At 72.4% G+C, this 25737-nt stretch carries 25 protein-coding genes; 1 reads left to right on the top strand and 24 read right to left on the bottom strand.

The annotated features are described in order from the left end of the window. Positions 1-3: 3 nt before the first annotated feature. From nuoL to ASD16_RS01250, 19 genes are all read right to left on the bottom strand, one after another. The gene (gene nuoL, locus ASD16_RS01340; RefSeq protein ID WP_082570539.1) at positions 4-1989 is read right to left on the bottom strand and encodes an NADH-quinone oxidoreductase subunit L; all 1986 of its coding nucleotides are present in this window, start codon (positions 1987-1989) and stop codon (positions 4-6) included. An 8-nt stretch (positions 1990-1997) separates the two neighbouring features. After that, positions 1998-2297, bottom strand: coding sequence for an NADH-quinone oxidoreductase subunit NuoK (gene nuoK, locus ASD16_RS01335; RefSeq protein WP_055912062.1), 300 nt, complete (start codon positions 2295-2297; stop codon positions 1998-2000). Continuing rightward, positions 2294-3226 (bottom strand): NADH-quinone oxidoreductase subunit J, encoded by a 933-nt coding sequence (locus tag ASD16_RS01330; protein ID WP_055912058.1) that lies wholly within the window; start codon positions 3224-3226, stop codon positions 2294-2296. Before ASD16_RS01330 ends, nuoK begins: the two co-directional genes overlap by 4 nt. Then, positions 3223-4026, bottom strand: coding sequence for an NADH-quinone oxidoreductase subunit NuoI (gene nuoI / locus ASD16_RS01325; RefSeq protein ID WP_055912056.1), 804 nt, complete (start codon positions 4024-4026; stop codon positions 3223-3225). Before nuoI ends, ASD16_RS01330 begins: the two co-directional genes overlap by 4 nt. After that, positions 4019-5365 carry an NADH-quinone oxidoreductase subunit NuoH gene (nuoH, locus tag ASD16_RS01320; protein WP_055912054.1) on the bottom strand — a complete coding sequence of 449 codons (1347 nt, stop codon included), beginning with the start codon at positions 5363-5365 and terminating at the stop codon, positions 4019-4021. The genes nuoI and nuoH overlap by 8 nt, the downstream gene beginning before the upstream one ends. Further along, the gene (locus ASD16_RS01315; protein WP_055912052.1) at positions 5362-7941 is read right to left on the bottom strand and encodes an NADH-quinone oxidoreductase subunit G; all 2580 of its coding nucleotides are present in this window, start codon (positions 7939-7941) and stop codon (positions 5362-5364) included. The genes nuoH and ASD16_RS01315 overlap by 4 nt, the downstream gene beginning before the upstream one ends. Further along, the gene (gene nuoF, locus ASD16_RS01310) at positions 7938-9269 is read right to left on the bottom strand and encodes an NADH-quinone oxidoreductase subunit NuoF (RefSeq protein ID WP_055912050.1); all 1332 of its coding nucleotides are present in this window, start codon (positions 9267-9269) and stop codon (positions 7938-7940) included. The genes ASD16_RS01315 and nuoF overlap by 4 nt, the downstream gene beginning before the upstream one ends. After that, positions 9269-10105, bottom strand: a complete 837-nt coding sequence (gene nuoE / locus ASD16_RS01305) for an NADH-quinone oxidoreductase subunit NuoE (RefSeq protein WP_055912048.1) — start codon at positions 10103-10105, stop codon at positions 9269-9271. The genes nuoF and nuoE overlap by 1 nt, the downstream gene beginning before the upstream one ends. Continuing rightward, a complete protein-coding gene (locus ASD16_RS01300) occupies positions 10105-11454 on the bottom strand; it encodes an NADH-quinone oxidoreductase subunit D (protein WP_055912046.1) in 1350 nt (449 codons plus the stop codon). Before ASD16_RS01300 ends, nuoE begins: the two co-directional genes overlap by 1 nt. After that, positions 11451-12239 carry an NADH-quinone oxidoreductase subunit C gene (locus ASD16_RS01295; protein ID WP_082570538.1) on the bottom strand — a complete coding sequence of 263 codons (789 nt, stop codon included), beginning with the start codon at positions 12237-12239 and terminating at the stop codon, positions 11451-11453. Before ASD16_RS01295 ends, ASD16_RS01300 begins: the two co-directional genes overlap by 4 nt. Next, positions 12236-12787 carry an NADH-quinone oxidoreductase subunit B family protein gene (locus tag ASD16_RS01290; RefSeq protein ID WP_055912044.1) on the bottom strand — a complete coding sequence of 184 codons (552 nt, stop codon included), beginning with the start codon at positions 12785-12787 and terminating at the stop codon, positions 12236-12238. The genes ASD16_RS01295 and ASD16_RS01290 overlap by 4 nt, the downstream gene beginning before the upstream one ends. 27 nt (positions 12788-12814) lie before the next feature. Then, positions 12815-13177, bottom strand: coding sequence for an NADH-quinone oxidoreductase subunit A (locus ASD16_RS01285; RefSeq protein ID WP_055912042.1), 363 nt, complete (start codon positions 13175-13177; stop codon positions 12815-12817). 32 nt (positions 13178-13209) lie between these two features. Continuing rightward, positions 13210-14475 carry a geranylgeranyl reductase family protein gene (locus ASD16_RS01280; protein ID WP_055915533.1) on the bottom strand — a complete coding sequence of 422 codons (1266 nt, stop codon included), beginning with the start codon at positions 14473-14475 and terminating at the stop codon, positions 13210-13212. A 224-nt stretch (positions 14476-14699) separates the two neighbouring features. Then, positions 14700-15344, bottom strand: coding sequence for a hypothetical protein (locus ASD16_RS01275; RefSeq protein ID WP_055912039.1), 645 nt, complete (start codon positions 15342-15344; stop codon positions 14700-14702). Then, entirely contained in the window at positions 15341-16051 is a 711-nt protein-coding gene (locus ASD16_RS01270; protein ID WP_082570537.1) for a signal peptidase I, read from the bottom strand. Before ASD16_RS01270 ends, ASD16_RS01275 begins: the two co-directional genes overlap by 4 nt. Continuing rightward, positions 16051-16560, bottom strand: coding sequence for a hypothetical protein (locus tag ASD16_RS01265; protein WP_055912037.1), 510 nt, complete (start codon positions 16558-16560; stop codon positions 16051-16053). The genes ASD16_RS01270 and ASD16_RS01265 overlap by 1 nt, the downstream gene beginning before the upstream one ends. A gap of 42 nt (positions 16561-16602) precedes the next feature. Then, a complete protein-coding gene (locus tag ASD16_RS01260) occupies positions 16603-17061 on the bottom strand; it encodes a hypothetical protein (protein ID WP_055912035.1) in 459 nt (152 codons plus the stop codon). Between the two features lie 10 nt (positions 17062-17071). Further along, on the bottom strand, positions 17072-17674 hold the full coding sequence (locus tag ASD16_RS01255) for an alternate-type signal peptide domain-containing protein (protein ID WP_082570536.1): 603 nt from the start codon (positions 17672-17674) through the stop codon (positions 17072-17074). A gap of 204 nt (positions 17675-17878) precedes the next feature. Continuing rightward, a complete protein-coding gene (locus ASD16_RS01250; protein ID WP_055912032.1) occupies positions 17879-18577 on the bottom strand; it encodes a demethylmenaquinone methyltransferase in 699 nt (232 codons plus the stop codon). Positions 18578-18649: 72 nt separating this feature from the next. On the opposite strand from ASD16_RS01250, the gene ASD16_RS01245 reads away from it, so the two are divergent. Then, positions 18650-19993 carry an isochorismate synthase MenF gene (locus ASD16_RS01245; RefSeq protein WP_055912030.1) on the top strand — a complete coding sequence of 448 codons (1344 nt, stop codon included), beginning with the start codon at positions 18650-18652 and terminating at the stop codon, positions 19991-19993. A 154-nt stretch (positions 19994-20147) separates the two neighbouring features. Here the strand turns inward: ASD16_RS01245 and ASD16_RS01240 are convergent, their stop codons facing one another. The 5 genes from ASD16_RS01240 to ASD16_RS01220 form a co-directional block, all read right to left on the bottom strand. Then, positions 20148-21842: a S1C family serine protease gene (locus ASD16_RS01240; protein WP_055912028.1), complete on the bottom strand. Its 1695-nt coding sequence runs from the start codon at positions 21840-21842 to the stop codon at positions 20148-20150. Between the two features lie 96 nt (positions 21843-21938). Next, on the bottom strand, positions 21939-23774 hold the full coding sequence (gene menD / locus ASD16_RS01235) for a 2-succinyl-5-enolpyruvyl-6-hydroxy-3-cyclohexene-1-carboxylic-acid synthase (protein WP_055912025.1): 1836 nt from the start codon (positions 23772-23774) through the stop codon (positions 21939-21941). Continuing rightward, on the bottom strand, positions 23771-24730 hold the full coding sequence (locus tag ASD16_RS01230; protein WP_055915531.1) for an o-succinylbenzoate synthase: 960 nt from the start codon (positions 24728-24730) through the stop codon (positions 23771-23773). The genes menD and ASD16_RS01230 overlap by 4 nt, the downstream gene beginning before the upstream one ends. A 20-nt stretch (positions 24731-24750) precedes the next feature. Then, entirely contained in the window at positions 24751-25308 is a 558-nt protein-coding gene (locus ASD16_RS01225; RefSeq protein ID WP_055912023.1) for a TetR/AcrR family transcriptional regulator, read from the bottom strand. A gap of 14 nt (positions 25309-25322) precedes the next feature. Next, the gene (locus ASD16_RS01220) at positions 25323-25646 is read right to left on the bottom strand and encodes a multidrug efflux SMR transporter (protein WP_055912021.1); all 324 of its coding nucleotides are present in this window, start codon (positions 25644-25646) and stop codon (positions 25323-25325) included. Positions 25647-25737 lie beyond the last annotated feature (91 nt).

Below are 25737 nucleotides of genomic sequence, written 5' to 3'. Positions count from 1 at the left end.
CCTTCAGCTCTGCACGAGCAGGACGACGACGACGAGGACGACCAGCCCGAGCAGCATCGAGGCGGCGTACGACCGGACGTACCCGGTCTGCAGACGCCGCACCCAGCCACCCAGCAGGACCGTGGACAACCCGACACCGGTGACGGTGCCGTCGATCGCGGTCCGGTCGACGTACACGAGAGAACGCGTGAGGGCCTGACCGGGCTCCACCAGGGCGATGTCGTTGACCGAGTCCTGGTAGAGGTCGACACGTGCCGCGCGGGTGAGCGCGGTGCCCACCGGCGGCACGACGGGGACCTGCGAGACCGCGTACCGCCGCCAGGCGATCACCACGCCGAGGATCACGAGCGCGAGCGTGAGGACCGTGATGACCCGGACAGGCAGCACCGGCTCGTCGTGCTCGGGGTGCCCGAGCACGGGCGCAAGCCAGTCGACGAACCGGTCACCGATCCCGAGGAACGCACCGAGGCCGACCGAGCCGACGGCCAGCACGATCATGGGCCAGGTCATGAGCTTCGGGGACTCGTGCGGGTGCTGTGCCGAGCCGTCCCGCTTGGTGGACCAGCGGCGCTTGCCCTCGAAGGTCATGAAGAACAGCCGTGACATGTAGAACGCCGTGATGCCGGCGGCCAGCATCGTGATAGCGCCGAACACCCATGCCCGCCACGGCGACCCGTCGACCGGGACGAATGCGGCCTCGATGATCTTGTCCTTGCTCCAGAACCCGGAGAACGGCGGGATGCCGATGATGGCCAGCCAGCCGGCCATGAACGTCAGGTACGTGATCGTCATGTACCGCGAGAGCCCGCCGAACCGGCGCATGTTCACCTGGTCGTCCATGCCGTGCATGACCGACCCCGCCCCGAGGAACATCCCGGCCTTGAAGAAGCCGTGCGTGATCAGGTGGAAGATCGCGAACGCGTAGCCGACCGGGCCGAGCCCGGCGGCCAGGATCATGTAGCCGATCTGGGACATCGTCGAGGCGGCCAGCGCCTTCTTGATGTCGTCCTTCGCGCAGCCGACGATCGCCCCGAACAGCAGGGTGATGGCACCGACGATGACGACGACCAGCTGGGCCGTCGGGGCAGCGTCGAACAGCGGCGCGGACCGGACGATCAGGTAGACGCCGGCGGTGACCATGGTCGCGGCGTGGATGAGTGCGGAGACCGGCGTCGGGCCGGCCATCGCGTCGCCGAGCCAGGACTGCAGCGGGAACTGCGCCGACTTGCCGCAGGCGGCCAGCAGGAGCATGAGCCCGATCGCGGTGAGCGTGCCCTCGCTGGCGCCACCGTCCGCACCGCTGAGCACGGTCCCGAAGTCCACCGCCCCGAAGGTCGCGAACATGATCCCGAGCGCGATGATCAGGCCGAGGTCACCGATGCGGTTGGCGACGAACGCCTTCTTGGCGGCGACGGCGTACTCGGTGTTGTAGTTCCAGAACCCGATGAGCAGGTACGACGCCAGACCGACGCCCTCCCAGCCGACGAACAGCAGCAGGTAGCTGTCTGCCAGCACGAGGATCAGCATCGCGGCGACGAACAGGTTGAGGTAGGCGAAGAACCGCCGCCGGTCGACGTCGTGGTCCATGTACGCCACGGCGTAGATGTGGATGAGCGTGCCGACGAACGTCACCAGCAGCACGAACGTCAGCGACAGCGGGTCCAGCCGCATGCCCGCGTCCAGCTGGAAGGCGCCCGCGTCGATCCACGTCCCCAGCGACACGTCGATGACGCGCGAGTCCTCGGAGCGCTGCAGCATCGTGACGAACACGATCGCGGCGACGACGAAGGAGGCGGCCGACGCGAGCACGCCGAGCCAGTGCCCCCAGCGGTCCGAGCGGCGACCCGAGAGCAGCAGCACCGCGGCGCTGAGCAGCGGCAGGCCGACGAGCAGCGGGGCCACGAGCAGGACACCGGCGCGCACGGTCTCGCTGGCAGGCGCGATCGTGTCGGTGGGCAGGCTCGCCACCAGAGTTGTCAGGGTGTGCACGTCGCCCCTCAGCTCTTCAACAGGTTGATGTCGTCGACCGAGGCCGAGCGGCGGGTGCGGAAGATGGCCACGATGATCGCGAGCCCGACGACGACCTCGGCGGCGGCCACGACCATCACGAAGAACGCGAGCACCTGACCCGTGAGGTCGCCGTGGATCCGGGCGAACGTCACGAGCATGAGGTTGGTGGCGTTGAGCATGAGCTCGACGCCCATGAACACGATGATCGCGTTCCTGCGCAGCAGGACAGTCGTCGCGCCGATGGAGAACAGGATGGTCGAGAGGACCAGGTAGTGGGTCAGGCTCACTTGCCGTCCTCCTGTCCGATGACGCCCGCTGGGCCGGTCGACCGGCCGTCCTGGCCGGTGTCGCTCACCGCGGCGCCGAGGTCGGGCGCGTTCACGGCCGCGCTCTCAGGTGCTGCCTGGGGTGGCGGGTTGCCGCGCACCTGGGAGACCCCGGCGAGCACCCGCTGGGTCCGTGCGGCGAACTCCTCGGCGTCGGCCTCCTGCCCACGGACGCGCAGCACGCGCGGGACCGAGCTCTCGAGCGGCTGACCGTCCGGTCCCAGAGCCGGGACGTCCATGGCGTTGTGCCGCGCGTACACGCCCGGCGCCGGCAGCGGCGTCAGCGTCGCGCCGGCTGCGACCCGGGCGTCGGCCCGCTCGCGCTGACCGACGCGCGGGGTGAGCCGCTGCCGGTGCGTCAGGACGAGAGCGCCGAGCGCTGCCGTGACCAGCAGGGCGCCGACGACCTCGAACGCGAAGACGTACTGGCCGAAGATGATGTGCGCGACACCCGTCGGGTTGTTGTCCACCTGCTCCCCGCTCAGCCCGTACGGCTTGCCGTAGGTGGCGCGGCCCACCACGCCGACCAGCACCACCCCGAGGCCGATGCCCGCCAGCAGGCCGATCCAGCGCTGCCCGCGGATGGTCTCCACCAGGGAGTCCGAGCTGTCGACGCCGACGAGCATGAGGACGAACAGGAAGAGCATCATCACGGCGCCGGTGTAGACGACCACCTGGACGACCCCGAGGAACACCGCGTCCTGCGCGACGTAGAGGAACGCCAGCGAGATCATCACGACGATCACGGCGAGCGCGGCGTGCACCGCCTTCTTGGCGAAGAGCAGGCTGAGCGCGGCGAGCACCATGATCGGTCCGAGGACCCAGAACAGCACCGCCTCGGCGGTCGTCGTCTCCCCGCTCTCGAGCAGGGTGGTGGCGAGCCCGCTCATCGGGTGCCCTGCTTCGTCGCGCCTGCCACCGTCGCCGCCATGACGGCCGCCGTCGGACCCGGCACGTTCGCCGCGTCCAGACCGGCACCACCGGGCAGCGTCGGGTCGTCGGGCCGGTGCTCCTTGACCCACGCGACCTGCGCGGGCGTGGAGCTCGTGACCTCACCGCGGTAGTAGTCGGTGTCCGTCGTGCCCTCGACCATCGGGTGCGGCGCCTGGAGCATCCCGCTGCGCAGCGGGGCGAGCAGGTCCTGCTTCTCCCAGATCATCCCGGCACGCGTGGGGCCGGCCAGCTCGAACTCGTTGGTCATCGTCAGCGCACGCGTCGGGCACGCCTCGATGCACAGGCCGCAGAAGATGCAGCGCAGGTAGTTGATCTGGTAGACGCTGCCGTACCGCTCCCCCGGCGAGCGCTGGTTGTCGGGGGTGTTGTCCGCGCCCTCGACGTAGATCGCGTCCGCGGGGCACGCCCACGCGCACAGCTCGCAGCCGATGCACTTCTCCAGGCCGTCCGCGTACCGGTTGAGCTGGTGTCGCCCGTGGTACCGGGGCTTGGCGGGCACCTTCTCCGACGGGTACTGCTCGGTGACCGTCGGCCGGAACATGTTCGACAGCGTGACGCCGAACCCGCCGACGGGGGCGAGGAAGTCGGAGACGGCACCGCGCGGCTCGATGAGCGAGGTGTACCCCTCGGGCTCGGGCGCGGCGACCTCGCCCGAGCGGGGACGCGGGGCGACGGCCTTGCCCTTCGCGGGTGTCTGGGCGGCCTGCTTGCGGGCAGGCTTGCGCTGGTCAGCCACCGTGCACCTCCTGGGTGACCTGGGGGGTCGTCTCGTTGTCAGCTGCCGCTGTGGCTGCGGCTGCGCGCTGCTTGCGCGGGGACGGGGGCAGCACCTGCCCCGGCAGCGGCGGCACGGGGTAGCCACCGGCGTACGGGTCGTACACCTGCGGACCGGGGGGTCGCTCCGGCGCGCCGGGCTGCTTCTTCTCCGGGATCAGGAACGAGATCACGAGGCCCACGAGCACGATGCCGGCGAGCACGAAGAGCACGGAACGCAGCTCCAGGCCGGAGAACTGCCGGACGCCCTGCACCACGCCCACGGCGACCACCCAGACCAGGGCGGCCGGGATGAGCACCTTCCAGCCGATCTTCATGAACTGGTCGTACCGGAACCGCAGGACCGACCCGCGGATCCACACGAACACGAACATGAGCGCCCAGAGCTTGGCCAGGAACCACAGGACCGGCCACCAGCCCTCGTTGAACATGCCGTCGTTGATCGTGGAGATCGGCCACGGCGCACGCCACCCGCCCAGGAACAGCGTGGTGGCGACGGCCGAGACGTTCAGCATGTTGATGTACTCGGCGAGGAAGAACCACGCGAACTTCATCGACGAGTACTCGGTCATGTACCCCGACACCAGCTCGCCCTCGGCCTCCGGGAGGTCGAACGGCAGGCGGTTCGTCTCGCCGACCATCGAGATGATGTAGATGACGAACGCGGGCAGCAGCGGCAGGAACCACCACACCGCGGTCTGCGACGTGACGATCTGCGAGGTCGACATCGAGCCGGCCAGGATGAAGACGCTGACCAGCGACAGGCCCATCGCCAGCTCGTAGGAGATGACCTGCGCGGTGGAGCGCACGGCGCCGAGCAGCGGGTACGTGGACCCGGACGACCAGCCGCCGAGCACGATCCCGTACACGCCCACCGACGCGCACGCGAGGATGTAGAGCACCGCCACCGGGAAGTCGGTGAGCTGCAGCGGCGTGATGATCCCGAACAGGTCCACGGACGGGCCGAACGGGATGACCGCGAACGTCAGCAGCGAGCAGAACACCGCGATCATCGGCGCGACGATGTAGACGAGCTTGTCCGCCGCCTTGACCGTCATGTCCTCCTTGACCAGGAGCTTCATGGCGTCGGCGAGCGACTGGAGCAGGCCGAAGGGTCCGTGCACGTTCGGGCCGGGACGCACCTGCATGCGGGCGACGACCTTGCGCTCGAACCAGATGGCGATCAGGACGCTGGTCAGCAGGAACACGACGATGGCGACGGCCTTGATGAGCCAGATCCACCAGGTGTCGTTGCTGAAGTCGGCCGTCACAGGGGCCACAGCCTCGCCGATGAGGATCATGCGCGGGCCTCCAGGTGTCGCGGACCGGCGGTGAGGCGCACGAGGTCGCCCGCGTCGGCGTGCAGCGCGTCGCGCACTCCCGCGCCGACGGCGTTCGTCGGCAGCCACACCACGTGGTCCGGCATGTCGGTGAGCACCGCGGGGAGCGTGAGCGTGCCCGCGTCGGTGGACACGCTCAGGCTGCCGCCGTCCTGCACCCCGACCGCCGCAGCCGTGCCGGCGGAGATGCGGGCGACGGGCCGCTTGGCGGTGCCGGCGAGGAACTGCTCGCCGGACTGCAGGCGACCCGCGTCGAGCAGCTGGTGCCAGGTGGCCAGCACGGCCGACCCGGCGGGCACGACGGGGGGCTCGGCGGCCGTCACGTCGGGGGCACCGACGCGGGCACCGTCCCAGCCGCCCAGCTGGTCGAGCTCGGCGTGCACGGCGTTCAGCGTCTGCAGCCCCAGCTCGACCCCGAGGGCGTCGGCGAGCCGGTCGAGCACGCGATGGTCGGCCATCGCGTGCGAGGACAGCGCCTGCGGGAACGGGCGCGGGCGCCCCTCCCAGGTGACGAAGGTGCCGGACTTCTCGGTGGGCGGCGCGACGGGCAGGACGACGTCCGCCCGGTCGGTCACCTCCGAGTGCCGGACCTCGAGCGAGACGAGGAACGAGACGCGGTCGAGAGCCTCGCGGGCGATGGCCGGGTCGGGCAGGTCCGCGAGCTCGAGACCGCCGACGACGAGGCCGCCGAGCAGCCCCGCGCGCGCCGCGGCGAGGATCTCCGTCGTGGAGCGCCCCGGCTCGGCCGGCAGGTGCTCCACGCCCCAGGTGACCGCGAGGTCGACGCGTGCCGCGGAGTCCGCCACGGGGCGACCGCCCGGCAGCAGCGAGGGCAGCAGGCCGGCCTCGACGGCGGACCGCTCGCCCACGCGGCGCGGGACCCAGGCGAGCCGGGCGCCGGTGCGCTGCGCGAGCCGCACCGCGGCCGAGAAGCCGCCGGGCACGCCGGCCAGGCGCTCGCCGACGAGCACGAGGGCGCCCGCGGAACCGAGCAGCTCGGCGGCCTCCCGCAGGGAGGGGTCGGTGCCGATGCCGTCGAGGATCTCGGCCTCGGTCCCGGGCGCCGCAGTCAGCAGCGTGCCCGACAACCGCTCGAGACCACGGCTCGCCAGGGCGGCGACCGACAGCACGCGCAGCTTGCGCGACACCACGGCGTCCCGGAGGCGCAGGAACGCGATGCCCGCCTCCTCCTCGGCCTCGAGGCCGACGAGCAGCACGGCGGGGGCGCGGTCGAGGTCGGCGAACGTGACCTCGAGCGTGCGACCGGCGACGTGGTGACCGAGGAAGGTCTCCTCCTCGGCCGAGTGCGGACGGGCGCGGCCGTCGACGTCGTTGGTGCCGAGCGCGACACGCGCGAACTTGCCGTACGCGTACGCGTCCTCGAGCGTCAGGCGACCACCGGGCAGGACGGCGACGCCCACCGCGGTGTCACGGGGGTCGTCGGGCTGCTGCGCGGCCTGCAGGCCGGCCGCGGCGACGTCGAGCGCCTCGACCCAGCTGGCCGGCTCGAGCTCGCCGTCCGCGTTGCGCACGAGCGGGGTCGTGATGCGGTCCGGTGCGGACTGCCACGTGAACGCGAACCGGTCCTTGTCGGTGATCCACTCCTGGTTCACCGTCGGGTCCTCACCCGCCAGCCGGCGCAGCACGACACCGCGGCGGTGGTCGATGCGGATGGCGGACCCCTGCGAGTCGTGCTCGGCGATGCCGGGCGTGGAGACCAGGTCGAACGGCCGCGACCGGAACCGGTACGCCGCGCTCGTCAGGGCGCCGACCGGGCAGATCTGCACGGTGTTGCCGGAGAAGTACGACGCGAACGGACGACCGGAGGTGTCCTCCGCGGCGGCACCCAGCGGAGCCTCACCGGCGAAGCCGAGCACGGACGTGTCGAACGTGCCGATCTGCTGGTTCGCGCCGCGCTTCTGCAGGTCGATGAACACGTCGCCCGCGATCTCCTCGGAGAACCGCGTGCAGCGCTGGCAGAGGATGCAGCGCTCGCGGTCCAGCAGGATCTGCGTCGAGATCGCGATCGGCTTGGGGAACGTGCGCTTGACGTCGACGAACCGGGTGCTCGCGCGGCCGTTGCTCATCGCCTGGTTCTGCAGGGGGCACTCGCCGCCCTTGTCGCAGACCGGGCAGTCCAGCGGGTGGTTGATGAGCAGCAGCTCCATGACGCCGTGCTGGGCCTTGTCGGCCTCGGGCGACGTGTGCTGCGTCTTGACCTGCATGCCCGGCGTGGCCTCGAGCGTGCAGCTGGCCTGGGGCTTGGGCATCTTGGCCAGGTTGCCGTCGCGACCGGGGGCCCAGACCTCGACCAGGCACTGGCGGCAGGCACCGGCCGGCGCGAGCAGGGGGTGGTCGCAGAACCGCGGGATCTGGATGCCCAGCTCCTCGGCGGCGCGGATGACCAGGGTGCCCTTGGGCACGGCGGTCTCGATGCCGTCGACGGTGAAGGTGACCAGCTCACCGGCAGGTTCTTCCGGCGGCACCGGGGCGGCGGGGACCAGCGACGTCGTCGGCCCCGAGGACAGGATCGTCATGCGTGCACCCCAGCGAGCTCGTGCTTCGGCGTGTAGGAGAACAGCGAGCTGTGCTCCGGCGGGAACAGGACGTCCGCCGGGGTGTGCGTCCCGGCCTCGAACTCCGGGCGGAAGTACTGCACGGCCGAGGTGATCGGGCTGGTGGCACCGTCGCCCAGCGCACAGAACGCCTTGCCCAGGATGTTGTCGCACAGGTCCAGCAGCAGGTCGATGTCCGCGAGCGTGCCCTGACCGGCCTCGATCCGCTGCAGCACCTGCGTCAGCCAGTACGTGCCCTCGCGGCACGGGGTGCACTTGCCGCAGGACTCGTGCTTGTAGAACTCGGTCCACCGCGTCACCGCGCGCACCACCGAGGTGGTCTCGTCGAAGATCTGCAGCGCGCGCGTCCCGAGCATCGAGCCTGCCGCGCCGACCGACTCGTAGTCGAGGGGCACGTCGAGGTGCTCGGCCGTGAAGATCGGCGTCGACGAGCCGCCGGGGGTCCAGAACTTCAGCTCGTGGCCCTCGCGGATGCCGCCGGCCATCTCCAGCAGCTCGCGCAGCGTGATGCCCAGGGGCGCCTCGTACTGGCCCGGCCGGGTCACGTGCCCGGACAGCGAGAACAGCCCGTAGCCGGTCGAGCGCTCCGTGCCCATCGACTTGAACCAGTCCGAGCCACCCTGGACGATGCTCGGCACCGACGCGATCGACTCGACGTTGTTCACCACGGTCGGCCGCGCGTACAGCCCGGCGACCGCGGGGAACGGCGGCTTGAGCCGCGGCTGGCCGCGCAGTCCTTCGAGCGAGTCGAGCAGAGCCGTCTCCTCGCCGCAGATGTACGCGCCGGCACCGGAGTGCAGCGTGATCTCGAGGTCGAAGCCCGAGCCGAGGATGTCGGAGCCCAGGTAGCCGGCGGCGCGCGCCTCCTCGATGGCGTGCAGGAGTCGGCGGTACACGTGCAGGATCTCGCCGCGCACATACAGGAACGCGTGGTGGCAGCCGATCGCGTAGCTCGTGATGATCATGCCCTCGATGAGCAGCTGCGGGCTGGCCATCATCAGCGGGGTGTCCTTGCAGGTCCCCGGCTCGGACTCGTCCGCGTTGACCACCAGGTAGCGCGGTCCGCCGTCGGGGGCGGGCAGGAAGCCCCACTTCATGCCCGTCGGGAAGCCCGCTCCCCCGCGTCCGCGCAGGCCCGAGTCCTTGACCATGGTGACGACGTCGGCCGCCTGCATGCCCAACGCACGACGCAGGCCGCGGTAGCCGCCGGCCTGCTCGTACGACGCGAGGGACCACGAGCGGTCGGCGTCCCACGTGTCCGTGAGGACGGGGGTGAGGGTCGTCGCCATCACGACTCCTTCGCGTCGTCGGTGGACTGCTTCTTCTGCTCCGCCGCGGGCGAGACGTCGGCGGGCGTGGTGGCCGGGCGCTCGGCGCTCGACTGCTCGCCCCCGACCACCGGCACCGTGGCACCCGCACCGGCGGAGGCCGTCGCGCCGGGGAACTCCGGCGCGGTCCAGCCCTCGGCCCGGGCCAGCTCCACACCGCGCAGCGTCGGGACGCCGGCGCCGATGCCCTCGTCAGCACGTCCGTCGCCGAAGCCGGCCAGCACGCGGGACATCTCCTTGAACGAGCAGACGCTGTCCGCGCCGCGCGTCGGCACGACAGCCTTGCCCGCAGTCAGGTCGTCGGCGATCTGGCGAGCGCTGTCGGGCGTCTGGTTGTCGAAGAACTCCCAGTTGACCATCACGACCGGCGCGTAGTCGCAGGCCGCGTTGCACTCGACGCGCTCGAGGGTGATGACCCCGTCGTCGGTGGTCTCGTCGTGCCCCACGCCCAGGTGGTCGGAGAGGTCCTCCCAGATGGCGTCGCCGCCCATGATCGCGCAGAGCGTGTTGGTGCAGACGCCGACCGTGTAGGTGCCGTTCGGGTGCCGCTTGTACTGCGTGTAGAACGTCGCGACGGCGGACACCTCGGCGGTGGACAGGCCCAGGTGGGCCGCGCAGAACGCGATCCCGCGCGGGCTGACGTAGCCGTCCTCCGACTGCACGAGGTGCAGCATCGGGAGCAGGGCCGAGCGCGCCCGGGGGTAGCGCGCGACGATCACGTCGGAGTCGGCCGTGAGGCGCGCGTGCGTCTCGGCGTCGTACGAGGTCTTGTGCGTGCGGCTCGTCTCGATGGACATCAGCGGTCCACCCCTCCCAGCACCGGGTCGAGGGACGCGACGGCGACGACGACGTCGGCCACCTGCCCGCCCTCGCACATGATCGACGTGGCCTGCAGGTTGTTGAACGACGGGTCCCGGAAGTGCGCGCGGTACGGCCGCGTCCCCCCGTCGGACACCAGGTGCACGCCGAGCTCGCCACGCGGGTGCTCCACCGTCTGGAACACCTGGCCGGCCGGCACGCGGAAGCCTTCCGTGACCAGCTTGAAGTGGTGGATCAGGGCCTCCATCGAGGTGCCCATGATCTCCCGGATGTGGTCCAGCGAGTTGCCCATGCCGTCGGAGCCGATGGCCATCTGTGCAGGCCAGGCCACCTTCTTGTCCTCGACCATGACCGGCCCGGGGCCCATCTTCTGCAGGCGGTCCAGGGTCTGCTCGACGATCTTCATCGACTGGTAGCACTCCTCGACACGCAGCACGAGGCGCCCCCAGGAGTCCGCCGACTGGGCGACGGGAACGTCGAAGTCGTACGTCTCGTAGCCGCAGTACGGGTTGGCCTTGCGCACGTCGTAGGGCAGGCCCGCCGACCGCAGCACGGGTCCCGTGACGCCCAGCGCCATGCACCCGGACAGGCCCAGGTAGCCGACGTCCTTGAGGCGCAGGTGCAGGATCGGGTTGGCCATCATGAGGTCTTCGAGCTGCTTGAAGTAGTGCCTCACGAGCACCAGCGACTCGCGGATCGTGTCGATGGCGCCCGGCGGGATGTCCTGGGCGACCCCGCCCGGGCGGATGTACGCGTGGTTCATGCGCAGACCGGTGATCAGCTCGAAGATCTTGAGGATCTCCTCGCGGGCCGTGAAGCCCACGGTCATGATCGTCGTCGCGCCCAGCTCGTTGCCGCCCGTGGCCAGGCAGACCAGGTGCGACGTGATGCGGTTGAGCTCCATCATCAGCACCCGGATGACCGTGGCCCGCTCGGGGACGTCGTCCGTGATGCCCAACAGCTTCTCGACCGCCAGGCAGTACGCGGCCTCCTGGAACAGGGGCGCCACGTAGTCCATGCGCGTGCAGAACGTCACGCCCTGGGTCCAGGTGCGGAACTCCATGTTCTTCTCGATGCCGGTGTGCAGGTAGCCGATGCCCGCGCGGGCCTCGGTCACCGTCTCGCCGTCGATCTCGAGCATGAGGCGGAGCACGCCGTGCGTCGACGGGTGCTGGGGGCCCATGTTGACGACGATCCGCTCCTCGCCGAGGCGCGCGGCCTCCTCGGCGATGTCGGACCAGTCGCCGCCGGACGCCTCGAACGAGGGCACGCCCTCGGTGTCGGCGTCGACGACCCGTGGCGTGGCGTGAGGTGTCTGGGTGGTCATCGGTACGACCTCCGCTGGTCCGGGGGCGGGATGGTGGCGCCCTTGTACTCGACCGGGATACCGCCGAGGGGGTAGTCCTTGCGCTGCGGGTGGCCCGGCCAGTCGTCGGGCATCTCGATGCGGGCCAGGGCCGGGTGACCGTCGAAGACCAGCCCGAAGAAGTCGTACGTCTCGCGCTCGTGCCAGTCGTTGGCCGGGTACACCGAGACCGTCGACGGCAGGTGCGGGTCGGCGTCGGGGACCGCGACCTCGAGCCGCAGCCGGCGCGAGTGGGTCACCGAGACCAGGTGGTAGACGGCGTGCAGCTCGCGGTCGGTGTCGTGCGGGTAGTGCACGCCCGAGACTCCGAGGCTGAGCTCGAACCGCAGGTCCTGGTCGTCCCGCAGCGCCCGCGCCACCTCGACGATGTGCTCGCGCGCGACGTGCAGCGTGAGCTCCTCGCGGTCGACGACGACGGACTCGACGGCCGCCGCGTAGGTGGTGCCGGACTCGTCGAGCACCTCGACGAGGATGTCGACGACCTCGTCGAACCAGCCGCCGTACGGCCGCTCGCTGGGACCCGGCAGCGCGATCGCGGTGACCAGCCCGCCGTAGCCGGACGTGTCGCCCGTCCCCTGGGCACCGAACATGCCGCGCCGGACGTCGACGACCTCGATCTGGGTGCGCCCCTCGGCGGGGATGTTCTGCGACCCCGCCTCCAGCGCGGCCTGGCTGGTCGGCAGCGCGCCGGTCGTCGCGTCGCCCGGCTTCGCGGCGTCGGCCGCGTCCACCTTCTCGTCGCTCACTTCAGCAGCCCCGTCATCTGCGACGTCGGCGTCGCGGCCATCGCGGCGGCCTCGGCAGCGGCAGCCGCCGCCTTGCGGTTGGCGCCCAGCGGCTCGTTCTGGATCTGATCGTGCAGCGCGAGGATCGCGTTGATCAGCATCTCGGGGCGCGGCGGACAGCCGGGCAGGTAGATGTCGACCGGGACGATGTGGTCCACGCCCTGCACGATGGCGTAGTTGTTGAACATCCCGCCGGAGCTGGCGCAGACGCCCATCGACAGCACCCACTTGGGCTCGGACATCTGGTCGTAGACCTGCCGCACCACGGGCGCCATCTTCTGGCTCACGCGGCCGGCGACGATCATCAGGTCCGCCTGGCGCGGGGACGCCCGGAAGACCTCCATGCCGAACCTCGAGATGTCGTACCGGGGCGCGCCCGTCGCCATCATCTCGATGGCGCAGCAGGCCAGGCCGAACGTGACAGGCCAGAGCGAGCCCTTGCGGAAGTAGCCGACCAGGTCCTCGACCGTCGTCAGCAGGAACCCGGAGGGTGCCTCTTCGATGCCCATCTCAGATCTCCCAGCCTGCGTCGATGTTCAGTCCCACTCGAACCCGCCGCGCTTCCACTCGTAGACGAACGGGACGGTGATCAGGACCAGGAACGCGATCATCGCGACCAGACCGAAGAGGGCCAGGTCCGCGAAGCTCACCGCCCACGGGTAGAGGAACACCACCTCGATGTCGAAGACGATGAACGTCATCGCGACCAGGTAGTACTTGATCGGGAACCGGCCGCCGCCGATGGCGTGCGGGGTGGGCTCGATGCCGCACTCGTACGCCTCGAGCTTCGCGCGGTTGTACCGCTTGGGTCCCAGGATCACGCTCGAGCCGACGCCGCCGAGGGCGAGGACGGCGGCGATGCCCATGAGGAAGAGCAGCGGGACGTACGGGTTGGACATCGCGCGTCACTCCACTTCGTTGTGGTCGGTGGTCATGCTGCGGGGGCGATCCTGGCCAGGCCGGCGATCACCCGGTCTACCAGGTCACCGCCCTTCGGCTCGTAACAGTCGGACAGGAGCTTGAGCACGAACTTCATGATCAGCGGCCGCGGCAGACCGTAGCGCGTGCACACCCGCATGACCTCCGGGTGCTCGATCAGCCGCACGAAGACCCGACCGAGCGTGTAGTACCCGCCCAGGTCATCCTTCATCCGGCGCTCGTACGTCGCGAACGCCCGCTCACGCCCGGCCGCCGTGCCGCGCGCGAGCCCCTGCGAGATGGCGTCGGCGGCGATGCGTCCCGCCTGGAGGCCGTACGCGATGCCCTCGCCGTTGAACGGGCTGATCATCCCGGCGGAGTCGCCCGCGAGCATCAGCCCGTTGCCGTAGAGCGGCCCGCGGTTGAACCCCATCGGCAGCGCGGCTCCCTTGACGGGTCCCACCTGGTTGTCGGGCGTGAACTCCCACTCGTCCGGCACGTGCCGCATCCAGGTGGCGAACAGCTTCTTGTAGTCGACCTTCGTCGGTGCCGCCGTCGAGGCGACCGAGCCGAGCCCGACGTTCGCGGTCCCGTCCCCGAGGGAGAAGATCCAGCCGTACCCGGGCATCAGGTTGCCGTCGTCGTCGCGGAGCTCGAGGTGGCTCTCCATCCACGGGTCGTCGTGCCGCGGGGTCTGGAAGTAGGTGCGGACCGCGACCCCCATGGGGCGGTCCATCCGCTTCTCCAGACCCATCCCCGTGGCGAGCCGGGCGGAGACCCCGTCGGCCGCGATGACCACGGGTGCGCGGTAGGTGACCGTCTCGCCGTCGACCTTGGCGCGCACGCCCACCACCCGGCCCGACCGCTCGTCGCGCTCCGGTCCCGTGACGGTCGTGCGCTCCTGCAGCTTGGCCCCTGCCGTCCGCGCGTGGTCCGCGAGCGTGTGGTCCAGCGACATCCGCGACTTCGCGAGCCCGTACGACGGGTAGCTCGACAGCTCCGGCCACGGCAGCTCCAGGCGGTGACCGCCCCCGATCACCCGCAGGCCGACGTTACGGATCCAGCCGTCCTGCTCACGGATGGGCAGCCCCATACGCACCAGCTCGGCGACCGCGCGCGGCGTCAGGCCGTCCCCGCAGACCTTGTCCCGAGGGAACTCCGACTTCTCCAGGAGCAGCACGTCCAGGCCCGCGGAGGCGCAGTGGAACGCGGCGGCAGACCCCGCTGGGCCTGCGCCGACGACGATGACGTCCGCGCCATCGTGCGTAGCTCCCACCACCACTGACCCCACTTGTGACGTTGTTCACGTACTGCTCTCGGCGAGTGTAACGAGCGCCACATGGGCTGTCTGCGAAGGCTTTCCTAACCTCGCGGCAGCGGGTCCGGGACGTGGCGTGATCACCCGGACGACCGCAGGACGGATCCGCCGGGCAGGGCGGTCGTCGCCCATTGTTCACCCGTGCGGCGCAGCCGGACAGTCGTCCACGCGGCGGGGGCCGCAGGTCAGCGCTCGGCGCGGCGCGACCGGCGGCGGGCGACCACGAGCAGGAGACCGAGGAGGACCGCGCCGACCGACGCACCCGCGGCCCGCGCGACGTCCGCGCCGGTGTGCGCGAGCCCGCCCCCGGTCGCGTTCGGCGCCGGCGTCGGACGAGCGGTCGGGGCGGCCGCGGGGGCCACGCCCGTCTGCACCAGGGTGACCGCGTCGAGCACGGCAGCGACGCTCGCCTGGGACATCGACTGCGACGACGCGTCGAAGGTCACGACCAGGGTGATCCGCGCCCGACCGCCGGGCGCGAGGTCCGGACCGTGCCAGCTGGTGCCCCCCGGTACGGGGGCCCCGTCGATGGTCAGCGAGAGGTCGCCCGCGAGCGTCCCGGGGCTCACGCCGAGGTCGTCGGCGACCACGAGGTCCACGCGGGCCGGGTCGCCGGAGCTGTTGCGCACCCACAGGTCCGCGCTGACGACGTCGCCGGGGACGATCACGGCGGGCGACGCGAACAGTCGCGAGGGGAGGACGGCCGACCACGCGGTCCCGTCGAGAGACAGCTCGAGCGGGTCGGCGGCGTGCGCGGCACCGGCGGGGACCGCGCTCAGCAGCGCTGCCAGGACGGCCGTGCTCCATGCGGCCGACCGCCGGACGCTCACCGCGACCGCCTGCTCACGAGAGAGAGCGCCAGGACGGTCGCCACCAGGAGCACCACCGCGACGGCCGCCGTGTGCGAGGTGCGGTCGGCAGGGGTTACGCCGGTCGGCGCGACGACCACGTCGTCGGTCGGCTCCGGCTCGGGGTCGACCTCGCCGCCACCGCGGCGGAGCCGGTCGCGCACCCCGCCGGCCACGAGCAGCAGGCCGTACAGGATGAGCGCAGCGGCGACCGCCTTGAGCAGCCAGCCCGGCCGGTTCATGCCGACCCACGTGTTCAGGTGGCCGAGGTACGGCACGGAGTAGGCGACCACGCCGCGCACCTGCACCGCTCGCACCGGCTCGTCGTCGACGTCGTTGGCGTCGCCGCGCGTGACGAACAGCCGCTCGCCCTCGCTCCCGAACCCGACGCCGACGACGCGGTGCGTCACCACCTCGGGCTCGTTGGAGCGCAGCTGGTAGGTCACGACGTCGCCGATGTCGATGGCATCCGGGTCGACGGGCCGCGTGACGACGAGCGAGCCGGGCGGCAGCGACGGCTCCATGCTGCCGGTGAGCACGGTGAACGGCGTCGCTCCGATGGCCAGCGGCACCACGATCATCGCGAGCGCGACGAGCACCAGGGCGACGAGCGCGAACGACGAGAGCGCCGACCAGACGTGGTCGAGCAGTCGCGGCGTGCTCGGCTCCGCCGGCGTGGTGGTGTCCATCAGCAGTTCATGTCGATGAAGCCGAGGAACGTGGTCTGCCCCTGAGCGGTCACCATGTTGGACGGTGCAGCCGTCCAGGTGGTGCCGGGAAAGTCGACCCACGCCTCCAGGGTGATCGACTGCACCTTCGTCCGGTCCGCCGCCGTCGGGATCTGCGTGGCGGCCACCGAGATGGTGGTGGCGGTGGTGGTGCCGGGGGCCGCGGTCGGGAAGGTGACGGACGCGCCCGTGGAGGGCGTGAACTTCACGCGGTACCGCACCTGGGTCGCACCGGGGATCACGATGGGGTCCCACGACAGGACGACGGGGTCGTTCTGCCCGTTGATGCCTGGCGAGCACACCGGTGCTCGCAGGACGGGCACCGGAGCGGCAGCGGCGGCACCGGTGGCAGTGACCGTCCTGGACGCCACCCAGGAGGCCCACGCGGCGCCGGAGCCGACGAGCAGGAGCGAGAGCGCGGTCAGCACGACGACGACCGAACGCGTACGCGTGACGCGGGTCCCCGGCATCCGACCGCTCCCTTCTCCTCGTCCTCGGCCCGAAGGCCTACGTCAGTTGGTCGATCGGTTCTCGGCCGTGACCGGGAGCGTGAGGCTGACCGTCTGGCCGGGCGCGAGCGTGGCGCTGGCCGTGACCTCGACGCAGAGGTCCACCGTCGCCGCACCCGCCTGCACGGTCGTCTGGGAGAACGGCAGCACCAGCGCGGTCCCGGTGCAGCCCGTCCCCAGGAACACCTTCGCCGTACCACCCACGACCGTGGGGGCGCCGACCGTGTACACCCACCGGCCGTTCCCCGTGCGGGAGAGCTGCACGACGCCCGTCCTCTTCTGGGCCGGGTACATCCCGGTGAGGCTCAGGGGCTGTGTCCACGGCGCGCTGAGGTCGAACGAGCCGCTCAGCACGGGGCTCCCCGCGGCGACCACCGCGCCCCGTGACCACGCGCCGTAGGCCGCGGAGCTCCCCACGAAGAGGAGCCCCACGGCCACGACGGCGATCAGACGGGCACGCACGGTGGACGGGTCAGGACTGCGTCAGCACGAGGTTGGCGGCCGCGAGGTTCACGGTCTGGTTCATCGTGTTCGCCGCGTCCGTGCCGACACCGACGGAGACCCAGTTCACGACCGAGGTCACCTTGACGTCGAAGGTGAGGTCGGCGGCGCCGCCGGCGGTCCCGGAGGTCACGGTGATCAGCGTTCCGGCGCCGTTCACCGACACTCCGGTGGGCCAGGTGCCCGACTGGGACAGCGTGGTCGTCGTGCCGCTGGTCAGCTTCGCGACGAGGGTCGGGTCGCCGGTGACGGTCGGCGCGAGGTCGAGCGCGCCGGTGAACGTCAGGTGGTCGCCGCGGGCGGTCACCGTGAACACCTGCGTGCGGGTCACCGAGTCGCCCGGGACGATGCGCGAGTTCACGACGTCGAACGTCGTCGGGGAGGCGTTGGTCCAGGACCAGACCGGGAGACCGGTCGCGCCGGTCTTGGCGACCACGTCGAGCTTGCCGGACGTGACGCTCGTGCCCTGGCCCACGCCGGCGCTGACGCGCCACGCCGCCATCGTGCCCGCGCCGCCCAGCAGCAGCGCCACTCCTGCGCCAACAGCGATGGCGCCCTTCGTCGTCTTGCGCATGTCCGTGCCTCCCGTAGCCGTCACCGGCTACACCACCGGCTAGGGGGTCCCTCGGGAGTTGGTCGGGCGTCCATGAGCCGTCGTGGGACGTCTTCGCCCGCTGTCACCCAGTCACGTGGGCACTACCACCCAGCACAGTTCGGAGTCCGTGAGGCGAACGAGTGCAATTCCGACGCACGAGCTTCCGCGCAGGTCAGGCAGGCCCTAGAGGGACGGGCGCGTCCCCCGGTGCAGGGCGACGATGCCGCCGGACAGGTTGCGGTAGGCCACGTGCTCCCAGCCTGCGTGCTTGATCAGCAGGCCCAGCGCGCGCTGGTCGGGCCACTCGCGGATCGACTCCGCCAGGTACACGTAGGCGTCCGGCTCCTTGGACACCGCACGCGCGACGGGCGGGAGCGCCCGCATGAGGTAGTTCTGGTAGACGGCCCGGAACGGCTTGAACGTGGGCCGCGAGAACTCGCAGACCACCAGCCGCCCGCCGGGCCTGGTGACCCGCAGCAGCTCGTCGAGGGCGGCGTCCACGTCGTTGACGTTGCGCAGCCCGAACGACATCGTGACCGCGTCGAACGACGCGTCGGCGAACGGCAGGTGCAGGGCGTCACCCGCCACGAAGGCGAGGTCCGGGCGGCGGCGCTTGCCGACGTCCAGCATCCCGACGGACAGGTCGCACGCGACCACGCGCACGCCGGCGTCCGCCATGGGCTCGGACGACGTCCCCGTGCCGGCCGCGAGGTCGAGGACCGTCTCGCCGGGCTGGGCGTCGAGCGCCCTGAGCGTCGCCTTGCGCCACGCCCGGTCCTGACCGAGCGAGATGACGTCGTTGGTCCGGTCGTAGCGGTGGGCCACGGCGTCGAACATGGCGGCGACGTCCTGGGGGTCCTTGTCGAGGGAGGCGCGGGACATGTGTCCATCGTCGCAGGTCCACAGCGGCTCTTCGACAGGGCGGACGCCGTGGCGAGGCCTACGCTGGAAGCGATGAGCACGCAGCCCTCCGTCCCCGCGGACGTCGTCCCCCAGCCGCTCCTCGTCCGGACGGTCGCCCTCGACGACCTGGGCGACACCGGAGCGGCGGATCCGCACGACCTCCTCGACCTCCTGCCGTCCGAGCGTCCGCTGGCCTGGGTCCGGCGCGGAGACGGGCTGGTGGCGTGGGGCGAGACGCTCCGCATCGAGGTCGCCGGCGCCGACCGGTTCGTGGACGCCGAGCGGGCCTGGCAGGACGTCCTCGCCCGCGCGATCGTCCGCGACGAGGTCCAGGTGCCCGGCACCGGCCCGGTGGCGTTCGGGTCGTTCGCGTTCGACGACCGGTCCGCCGCGGGCGGCGTGATCGTCGTCCCGAAGGTCGTCGTGGGCCGCCGCGGAGGGCGCACGTGGATGACGACGATCACCGCCGGTGCCCGGCTGCGCGCCGCACCGCAGCTCGCGGACGTCGTCGGACCCCGCGTCCCGCCCGTCGACCCCGGTGCGGTCGTCTACACCGACGGCGCCGTCAGCGCGCAGGGCTGGCAGGACGTCGTCGCGCGCGGCATCGCCGCCATCAAGGCCGGTGACGTGGACAAGGTCGTGCTCGCGCGTGACGTGCACGCCCGCGCCGAGCACCCCGTCGACGTGCGGTGGGCCCTGGAGCGGCTCGCCGTGGAGTACCCGTCGTGCTGGACGTTCAGCGTCGACGGCCTCGTGGGCGCGACGCCCGAGCTGCTGGTCCGGTCCGAGAAGGGCCTGGTCACCTCGCGCGTGCTGGCGGGCACCATCCGACGCACCGGCGACGACGCGGCGGACCTGGCGCGCGCGGCGATCCTCGCGCACTCGTCGAAGGACCTCGAGGAGCACGAGTACGCCGTGACGTCCGTGGCGCACGCGCTGGAGCCGTTCTGCTCCTCGACCAACGTGCCCGACGTGCCGTTCGTGCTGCACCTGCCGAACGTCCTGCACCTCGCCTCGGACGTCACCGGGGTGCTCAGCGCGCCCGGTGGCGACGCGGCGCACCCGTCGTCCCTCGCGCTCGCCGCCGCTCTGCACCCGACGGCCGCCGTCTGCGGCACCCCGACGGTGGCGGCCCGCGAGCTCATCCGACGCATCGAGGGCATGGACCGGGCACGGTACGCGGGTCCGGTCGGCTGGTTCGGGGCCGACGGTGACGGCGAGTGGGGCATCGCCCTGCGGTCCGCGGCGATCGATCCCGACGACCCGCGGCGGGTCCGGCTGTTCGCCGGCTGCGGCGTCGTCGCCGCGTCCGACCCGCCGGCCGAGCTGGCGGAGTCCGAGGCCAAGCTGGTCCCCATGCGGTACGCGCTCGGCCGGGACGTCAGCACCAGCTGACGTCCCGGCCGAGGATATGCCCCGGGCCGCTCGGGGGCGCGGCCGGGGAGGAGTGCGGTCCGGGGTCGGACCGCGGTGGTGCATGCCGACGGCCGGGTCCGTGGAGGGGGGACGACGGCCGCGACCGCCGGCGGTCAGGGGGTGATGACCGGGCTCAGCCCTGGCCACCCTGCTGCTGCTGGAACCACTCCCAGAGCTGCTCGGGGGTCATCCCGTCCGGGATGCCCGAGCCGCCCTGCTCGTCAGGAGCCTGCTGGCCCTGCTCGTCGGGTGCCTGCTGCGGCTGCTCCTGCTGGACGTTCTCCGGCCGGACCGCGAGCGTCACGTCGACGTCGATGGTCTTGCCGTCGCGCACCACGGTGAGGGTGCTGTCCGCGCCGGATGCCAGCGCCCGCACGTACGCGGTGAGGGACTCCGCGCCGCCGACGGCCTTCCCGTCGATCGCCACGATGGCGTCCTTCTCCTGCAGCTCGGCCTTCGCGGCGGGCGAGCCCTCGCTGACCGACTCCACGACCGCGGCGCGACGGGTGACGCCGTCCGCGGTGGCCGTGCCGTCCGACAGGCCGACGCCGAGGAACGCGTGCTCCGCGGTGCCGTCCTCGACCAGCTGCGCGGCGATGTTCTTCACCAGGTCGACCGGGATGGCGAAGCCGAGACCGATCGAGCCGGACTCGCTGGACAGGGTGGCGATCGAGGAGTTGATCCCGATGACCTGGCCCTTGGCGTCGAACAGCGGACCACCGGAGTTGCCGGGGTTGACCGCAGCGTCGATCTGGATCGCGTTCGTGACCGTGCCCTCGCCGCCGTTCTCGCCCACGGTGGACACGGGACGGTCGACGGCGGAGACGATGCCGGTGGTGACCGTGTTGGCCAGGCCCAGCGGGTTGCCGACGGCCATGACCGGCTCACCGACCGTGACCTTCGACGAGTCGCCCAGCGCCGACGCCTTGAGGTCGTCCGGGGCGTCCTTCAGCTTGATGACCGCGAGGTCGGTGGTCGGGTCGGTGCCGACGATCGTCGCGTCGAACAGGCGGCCGTCGGTCAGCGTGACCTGCACGTCACCGTCCGCGCCGGCGACGACGTGGTTGTTGGTGACGATGTGGCCCTCGTCGTCGATGATGACGCCGGAGCCCTGCGCTCCCCCGCCGTTGCCGTCACTGACCTGGATGGCGACGACCGACTGCTGGACCGCCTTCGCGACGACCTCCCAGTCGGGGTCGTCGGACGTGGAGCCCGAGACGGGCACGGTGTCGTTGCTCGTCTGGCCGATCGTGGCGAGCGATGCGGGGCGGTCGATCGAGCCCTCACCGTCGGACAGCGTGTGGGTGAGACCCGCGGTGGCGACGGCCGCGACGATCGCGGCCGCAGCTGCGGCCCCGGTCACGGGGAGCCAGATGCTGCGCTTGCGCTGCGTCGGGACGCTGCCCTGCGGCGCGGGGGCCGGGACGGGCTGGCCCGCGTAGACGGGGGCGGGCTGCTGCACCGTCGCCGGGTCGTGCAGGGCGGCGCGCTGGGCGGCCTCCCACTGGGCGCGGCGGACGGCCTCGAACTGGTCGACGTGCACCGGCTGCGGCTGCGCGGCCTGCTGCTGGGCGGCCTGCTGGGCCGCCTGGTGCGCCGCGGCGCGCTGGGCCGCCTCGTACGCCGCGCGCTGGTCCGCCGGGGCGGCGGGGTGCGGCGGCGTGAACGGGTTGGTCGGGTGCGCCTGCGCCGGACCGGCCGGCAGCGGCTGCGTGTGGTGGACGGGCAGCGGCTGCGTCGCCTGCACGGGCGGAAGCGGCTGCGTGGGGTGGGTCTGGGGGTGCTGGTCGGCAGCGTTGTTCGCGCCGTTCTCCGGGGTGGTCGTCATCGTGGTGCCCTCCTTGGTCGAGGTACATCACACCGAACGGGGCTGGAGGGAGCCTTCGCAGAACCTGGGAATCTCCTGCGAGTTTCGAGTGGACCGTCAGCCGGGCAGCACGGCGTCGACCGCGACCGCGACCTCGGCCGTGAGCCGCTCGCCGAGGGCACGGCGCCCCACGCGGTCGACGCGGACCTCCACCACACTCAGCCCCGGTCCTGGTGCCGCGAGCGCCGGCAGCAGACCGTCGACGTCGCTGACGCGGGTGTGCCGGACGCCGTAGCCCGCGCAGAGGGCCGCGAGGTCCGCGCCGTGCGGCGTGCCGAAGATGCGCTCGAACACGTCCGCCCGCTCGGGCTCCCCCGGTTCGAGGGTCGCGAAGATCGAGCCTCCGTCGTCGTTGGCCACCACCAGCTGGAGATGCACCTGGGCCTCGAGCGGACCGCGCAGCAGGCCGCCGACGTCGTGCAGGAACGTCAGGTCCCCGAGCAGCGCGCGGACGCGGCGCTCCGGCATCCCGAGCGCCACGCCGACGGCCGTGGAGACCGTGCCGTCGATGCCCGCGAGCCCGCGGTTGGCCAGGACCACCGGCGGGGAGTCCCAGCGGGCCACCAGGTCGAGGTCACGGACCGGGTTCGAGGATCCGACCACCAGCGCGTCGCCCTCGCCGGTCACCTGGGCGACCACCCGCGCGAGCGCGGGGCCGGTCACCCGGGTGCCGCTGCGCGACCGTCGGCCGGCATCGAGCCCGTCGAGCACGTCGTCGATCGCGGCGCCCGCAGCCGCGTCGGCGGTCCGCCACGCGTCGATCCACCCGGCCGGTGCGGGCATCCGGCCCTGCCGCATGCGTGCGGGCGGCTCGAGCAGGACGTCGCTCGCGTTGCGTGCGGCATCGGGCCAGTCGCGGCCGCGCGGGGCGATCACGACGACCTCGACGTCCTGCCGGGCGAGCAGCTGCTGGACGGGCCGGGACAGGGTCGGGCGGCCGAGGACGACGACCCGCCGGACCGCTCCCCCGAGGTGCGGGTGCCCGAGCAGGAGGCGGTAGGCCGCGATCGCGTGCGTGCCGCCCCGGGCGCCGGACGAGGGCTCCGCCAGCAGCGGCCACCCGTTGACCTCCGCCAGCCGGCGCGCGGCGGGGCCGGCACCGTCCCCGGCGACCAGCACGGTCGCCACTCCACCACGACGCGCGGGAGCCGCGGCATCGACGGTCGGCAGGGCACCGGTGGTGGCCGCCGGGGCGACGTGCCGCGACTGCACCAGGGTGAGGCCGGCGGTGGACGGCTCCGGCCACGGCGCACCGCTGGGCACGAGCGGATCCCGGAACGCCAGGTCGAGGTGGACCGGGCCGGGGTCGCCGGTGCGGGCACCCGTCGCGGCGGCGACGGCGCGCGAGACGGTCCGGCGCACGCCGCGCGGCTCGTCGGGAAGCCCGACGGGGGCGGGGACGTCGACCGTGAGCCGGACCGCGCCGGCGAAGATCCCGACCTGGTCGGTGGTCTGGTTGGCGCCCGTGCCGCGCAGCTCGTGCGGCCGGTCCGCGGTGAGCAGGAGGAGGGGAAGGCCGCTGTGGTGGGCCTCGAGCACCGCGGGGTGCAGGTTGGCGACGGCCGTCCCCGAGGTGGTGACCACCGCGACCGGTCGCGGGGCGCGCGGCTGGTCGCCGGGTCCGTGCGCGGAGGCGCGCGTGAGGCCGACGGCGAGGAACCCGGCCGACCGCTCGTCCACCCGCACGTGCAGACGCAGGCGCGGGGCACCGGCCGGACGCTGGTCGTCGGGCCGGGCGGCGTCCGCGAGCGCGTACGCGAGCGGTGCGCTGCGGGAACCGGGGGCGAGGACCACGTCCTCGACGCCCAGGGCGGCGAGGGTCTGGACGAGCACCCGGGCTGCGGTCGTCGCCGGGTCGGGATCGAGGGGCGGCGGCGTCACGCCCGCCATCATGCCCGAGCCTCGACGGCGGCGAGCCGCGTGAGCCACCGGGCGGTGAGCTCGTCCGGTGCGGTCGCGGCGGTGAGCAGGTCCGGGTCGGGATCCGGGCGGCGGACGTCGAGCGCGCCGTCGACCGGCCGGAACGGGTCCGTGACCAGGTCGTCGTGGAACAGCTGCGCGGTGGCCAGACCGCACGCGTAGGGCAGCTCCGGGAGCGCGGCCGCGAGCGCGACCCCGGCCGCGAGCCCCACGGACGACTCGAGCGCTGAGGAGACCACGACCGGGAGCCCGATGCGCTCGGCCAGCTCCAGGCACGCCCGCACGCCGCCGAGGGGCTGGACCTTGAGCACGACGACGTCCGCGGCGTGCGCGCGCGCCACCGCGAGGGGGTCGTCGGCCCGGCGGATCGACTCGTCGGCCGCGATCGGCACGTGCGTGCGCCGGCGCAGCGCCGCGAGGTCGGCGACGCCGGGGACCGGCTGCTCCGCGTACTCCAGCCCACCGGCGGCCCGGTCGAGCGCGACCAGCCGGGTGACGGCCACCTCGACGTCCCAGGCGGCGTTCGCGTCGACCCGGATCCTCCCGTCCGGACCGAGCGCGTCACGGACCGCCTCCAGGCGGGCGATCTCGTCGGCGAGGGACTGGCCCGGCTCGGCCACCTTGACCTTGGCCGTCCGGCACCCGCCGGACTCGCGCACGATCCGGTGGGCGGTCTCGGCGTCGACGGCGGGGACGGTGACGTTGACGGGGATCCATGTCCGCACAGGCTCCGGCCAGCCCACGTCGGCGGCCTCCCGCGCGGCGCGCCACCACGCCACGGACTCGGCGGCGTCGTAGTCCCAGAACGGGCTGAACTCTCCCCAGCCGGCCGCGCCGCGCACCAGCAGCCCGTCGCGGACGGTCAGCCCACGGAACCGCGTCCGGAGCGGGAGGGACCAGACGTGCAGGTCAGCGGGGTTGTGCGGCACCTCGTCAGCGTACGGCCGAGTCAGGAGCCCCACGCGTCGACCAGCAGGGAGCACGCGGTCGCGCGCACCGGACGGCCCTCCGTCAGGGCCGTGACGACCGCGCCGTCGACGACCGCCGTGGTGACCGCCGCGGACGTGGGCGCCCCGACCCGCCCCACCAGCTCGTCGAGCACCGCGTCGACCACGCCACGACCCGAGGCGAACGCGGTGGCCAGGGCCGGCTGCCGACCGGCGCCGAGCAGGTGCTCGTAGTGGCTGCGCACGGCGGCGTCGTCCCCGGCGGGCAGGACCGCATCGACCAGCACCCGTGCGGCCGCCGCCGGGTCCTGCCGCACGGTCACGGCCGGCGCCGCCGCGAGGACTGCTTGCGCGTGCGCGGCCCACTCGTCGGCGAGCGCGTGCCCGGCGGCCGCGGCGAGGTCGTCCAGGGACGCGAAGTAGTAGGTGGTCGCGGACAGCGAGGCACCGGCCTCGGCCGCGACCCGGCGGTGCGTGAGGGCGCCGGGTCCGTCCCGCAGCGTGAGTGCCGCCGCGGCGCGGGCGAGCTCGTCGCGACGCTGGGCACCCTTCGCGCGCACCCCCCGTTCGCCCGTCAATGTGCGCTCGACGAGAGGTTCAGGCCCACGACACCGGTGATGATCAGGATGAGCGACACGATCTTCAGCACGGAGATGGCCTCGTCGAAGACGACGATCGCGAGGACGGCCGTGATCGCCGCGCCGATGCCGACCCAGACGCCGTACGCGACGCCCACCGGCAGCGTCTTGAGCGCCCAGGCCAGGCCGCCCATGGAGGCGACGAGCAGGACGACGAACAGCACGCTGGGCCAGAGCCTGGTGAAGCCGTCGGATGCCTTGAGGCTCAGCGCCCAGCCGGCTTCGAGCATGCCGGAGAGGATGAGGACGGTCCAGGCCATGGTGGTGCACCAGCTTTCCCGACGTGCGCGCCGGGTGGCAGACCCCGCCGTCCCGCGCACGTTCTAGTACGAGCGTACCAGAATGCGCCGG

The organism is Cellulomonas sp. Root485 (assembly GCF_001426705.1).
Classification (GTDB): domain Bacteria; phylum Actinomycetota; class Actinomycetes; order Actinomycetales; family Cellulomonadaceae; genus Cellulomonas.
The sequence above is the reverse complement of the archived record's forward strand: the minus strand, read 5'-3'. Positions and strand labels throughout refer to the sequence as shown.

Bases quoted from the DNA above. Each gene is read 5' to 3' on its own strand.
- ASD16_RS01330 (WP_055912058.1), bottom strand. From the start codon at position 3,226: ATGAGCGGGCTCGCCACCACCCTGCTCGAGAGCGGGGAGACGACGACC.
- nuoH (WP_055912054.1), bottom strand. From the start codon at position 5,365: ATGATCCTCATCGGCGAGGCTGTGGCCCCTGTGACGGCCGACTTCAGC.
- ASD16_RS01315 (WP_055912052.1), bottom strand. From the start codon at position 7,941: ATGACGATCCTGTCCTCGGGGCCGACGACGTCGCTGGTCCCCGCCGCC.
- nuoF (WP_055912050.1), bottom strand. From the start codon at position 9,269: ATGGCGACGACCCTCACCCCCGTCCTCACGGACACGTGGGACGCCGAC.
- nuoE (WP_055912048.1), bottom strand. From the start codon at position 10,105: ATGTCCATCGAGACGAGCCGCACGCACAAGACCTCGTACGACGCCGAG.
- ASD16_RS01300 (WP_055912046.1), bottom strand. From the start codon at position 11,454: ATGACCACCCAGACACCTCACGCCACGCCACGGGTCGTCGACGCCGAC.
- ASD16_RS01290 (WP_055912044.1), bottom strand. From the start codon at position 12,787: ATGGGCATCGAAGAGGCACCCTCCGGGTTCCTGCTGACGACGGTCGAG.
- ASD16_RS01285 (WP_055912042.1), bottom strand. From the start codon at position 13,177: ATGTCCAACCCGTACGTCCCGCTGCTCTTCCTCATGGGCATCGCCGCC.
- ASD16_RS01270 (WP_082570537.1), bottom strand. From the start codon at position 16,051: ATGGACACCACCACGCCGGCGGAGCCGAGCACGCCGCGACTGCTCGAC.
- ASD16_RS01265 (WP_055912037.1), bottom strand. From the start codon at position 16,560: ATGCCGGGGACCCGCGTCACGCGTACGCGTTCGGTCGTCGTCGTGCTG.
- ASD16_RS01255 (WP_082570536.1), bottom strand. From the start codon at position 17,674: ATGCGCAAGACGACGAAGGGCGCCATCGCTGTTGGCGCAGGAGTGGCG.
- ASD16_RS01250 (WP_055912032.1), bottom strand. From the start codon at position 18,577: ATGTCCCGCGCCTCCCTCGACAAGGACCCCCAGGACGTCGCCGCCATG.
- ASD16_RS01245 (WP_055912030.1), top strand. From the start codon at position 18,650: ATGAGCACGCAGCCCTCCGTCCCCGCGGACGTCGTCCCCCAGCCGCTC.
- ASD16_RS01240 (WP_055912028.1), bottom strand. From the start codon at position 21,842: ATGACGACCACCCCGGAGAACGGCGCGAACAACGCTGCCGACCAGCAC.
- menD (WP_055912025.1), bottom strand. From the start codon at position 23,774: ATGATGGCGGGCGTGACGCCGCCGCCCCTCGATCCCGACCCGGCGACG.
- ASD16_RS01220 (WP_055912021.1), bottom strand. From the start codon at position 25,646: ATGGCCTGGACCGTCCTCATCCTCTCCGGCATGCTCGAAGCCGGCTGG.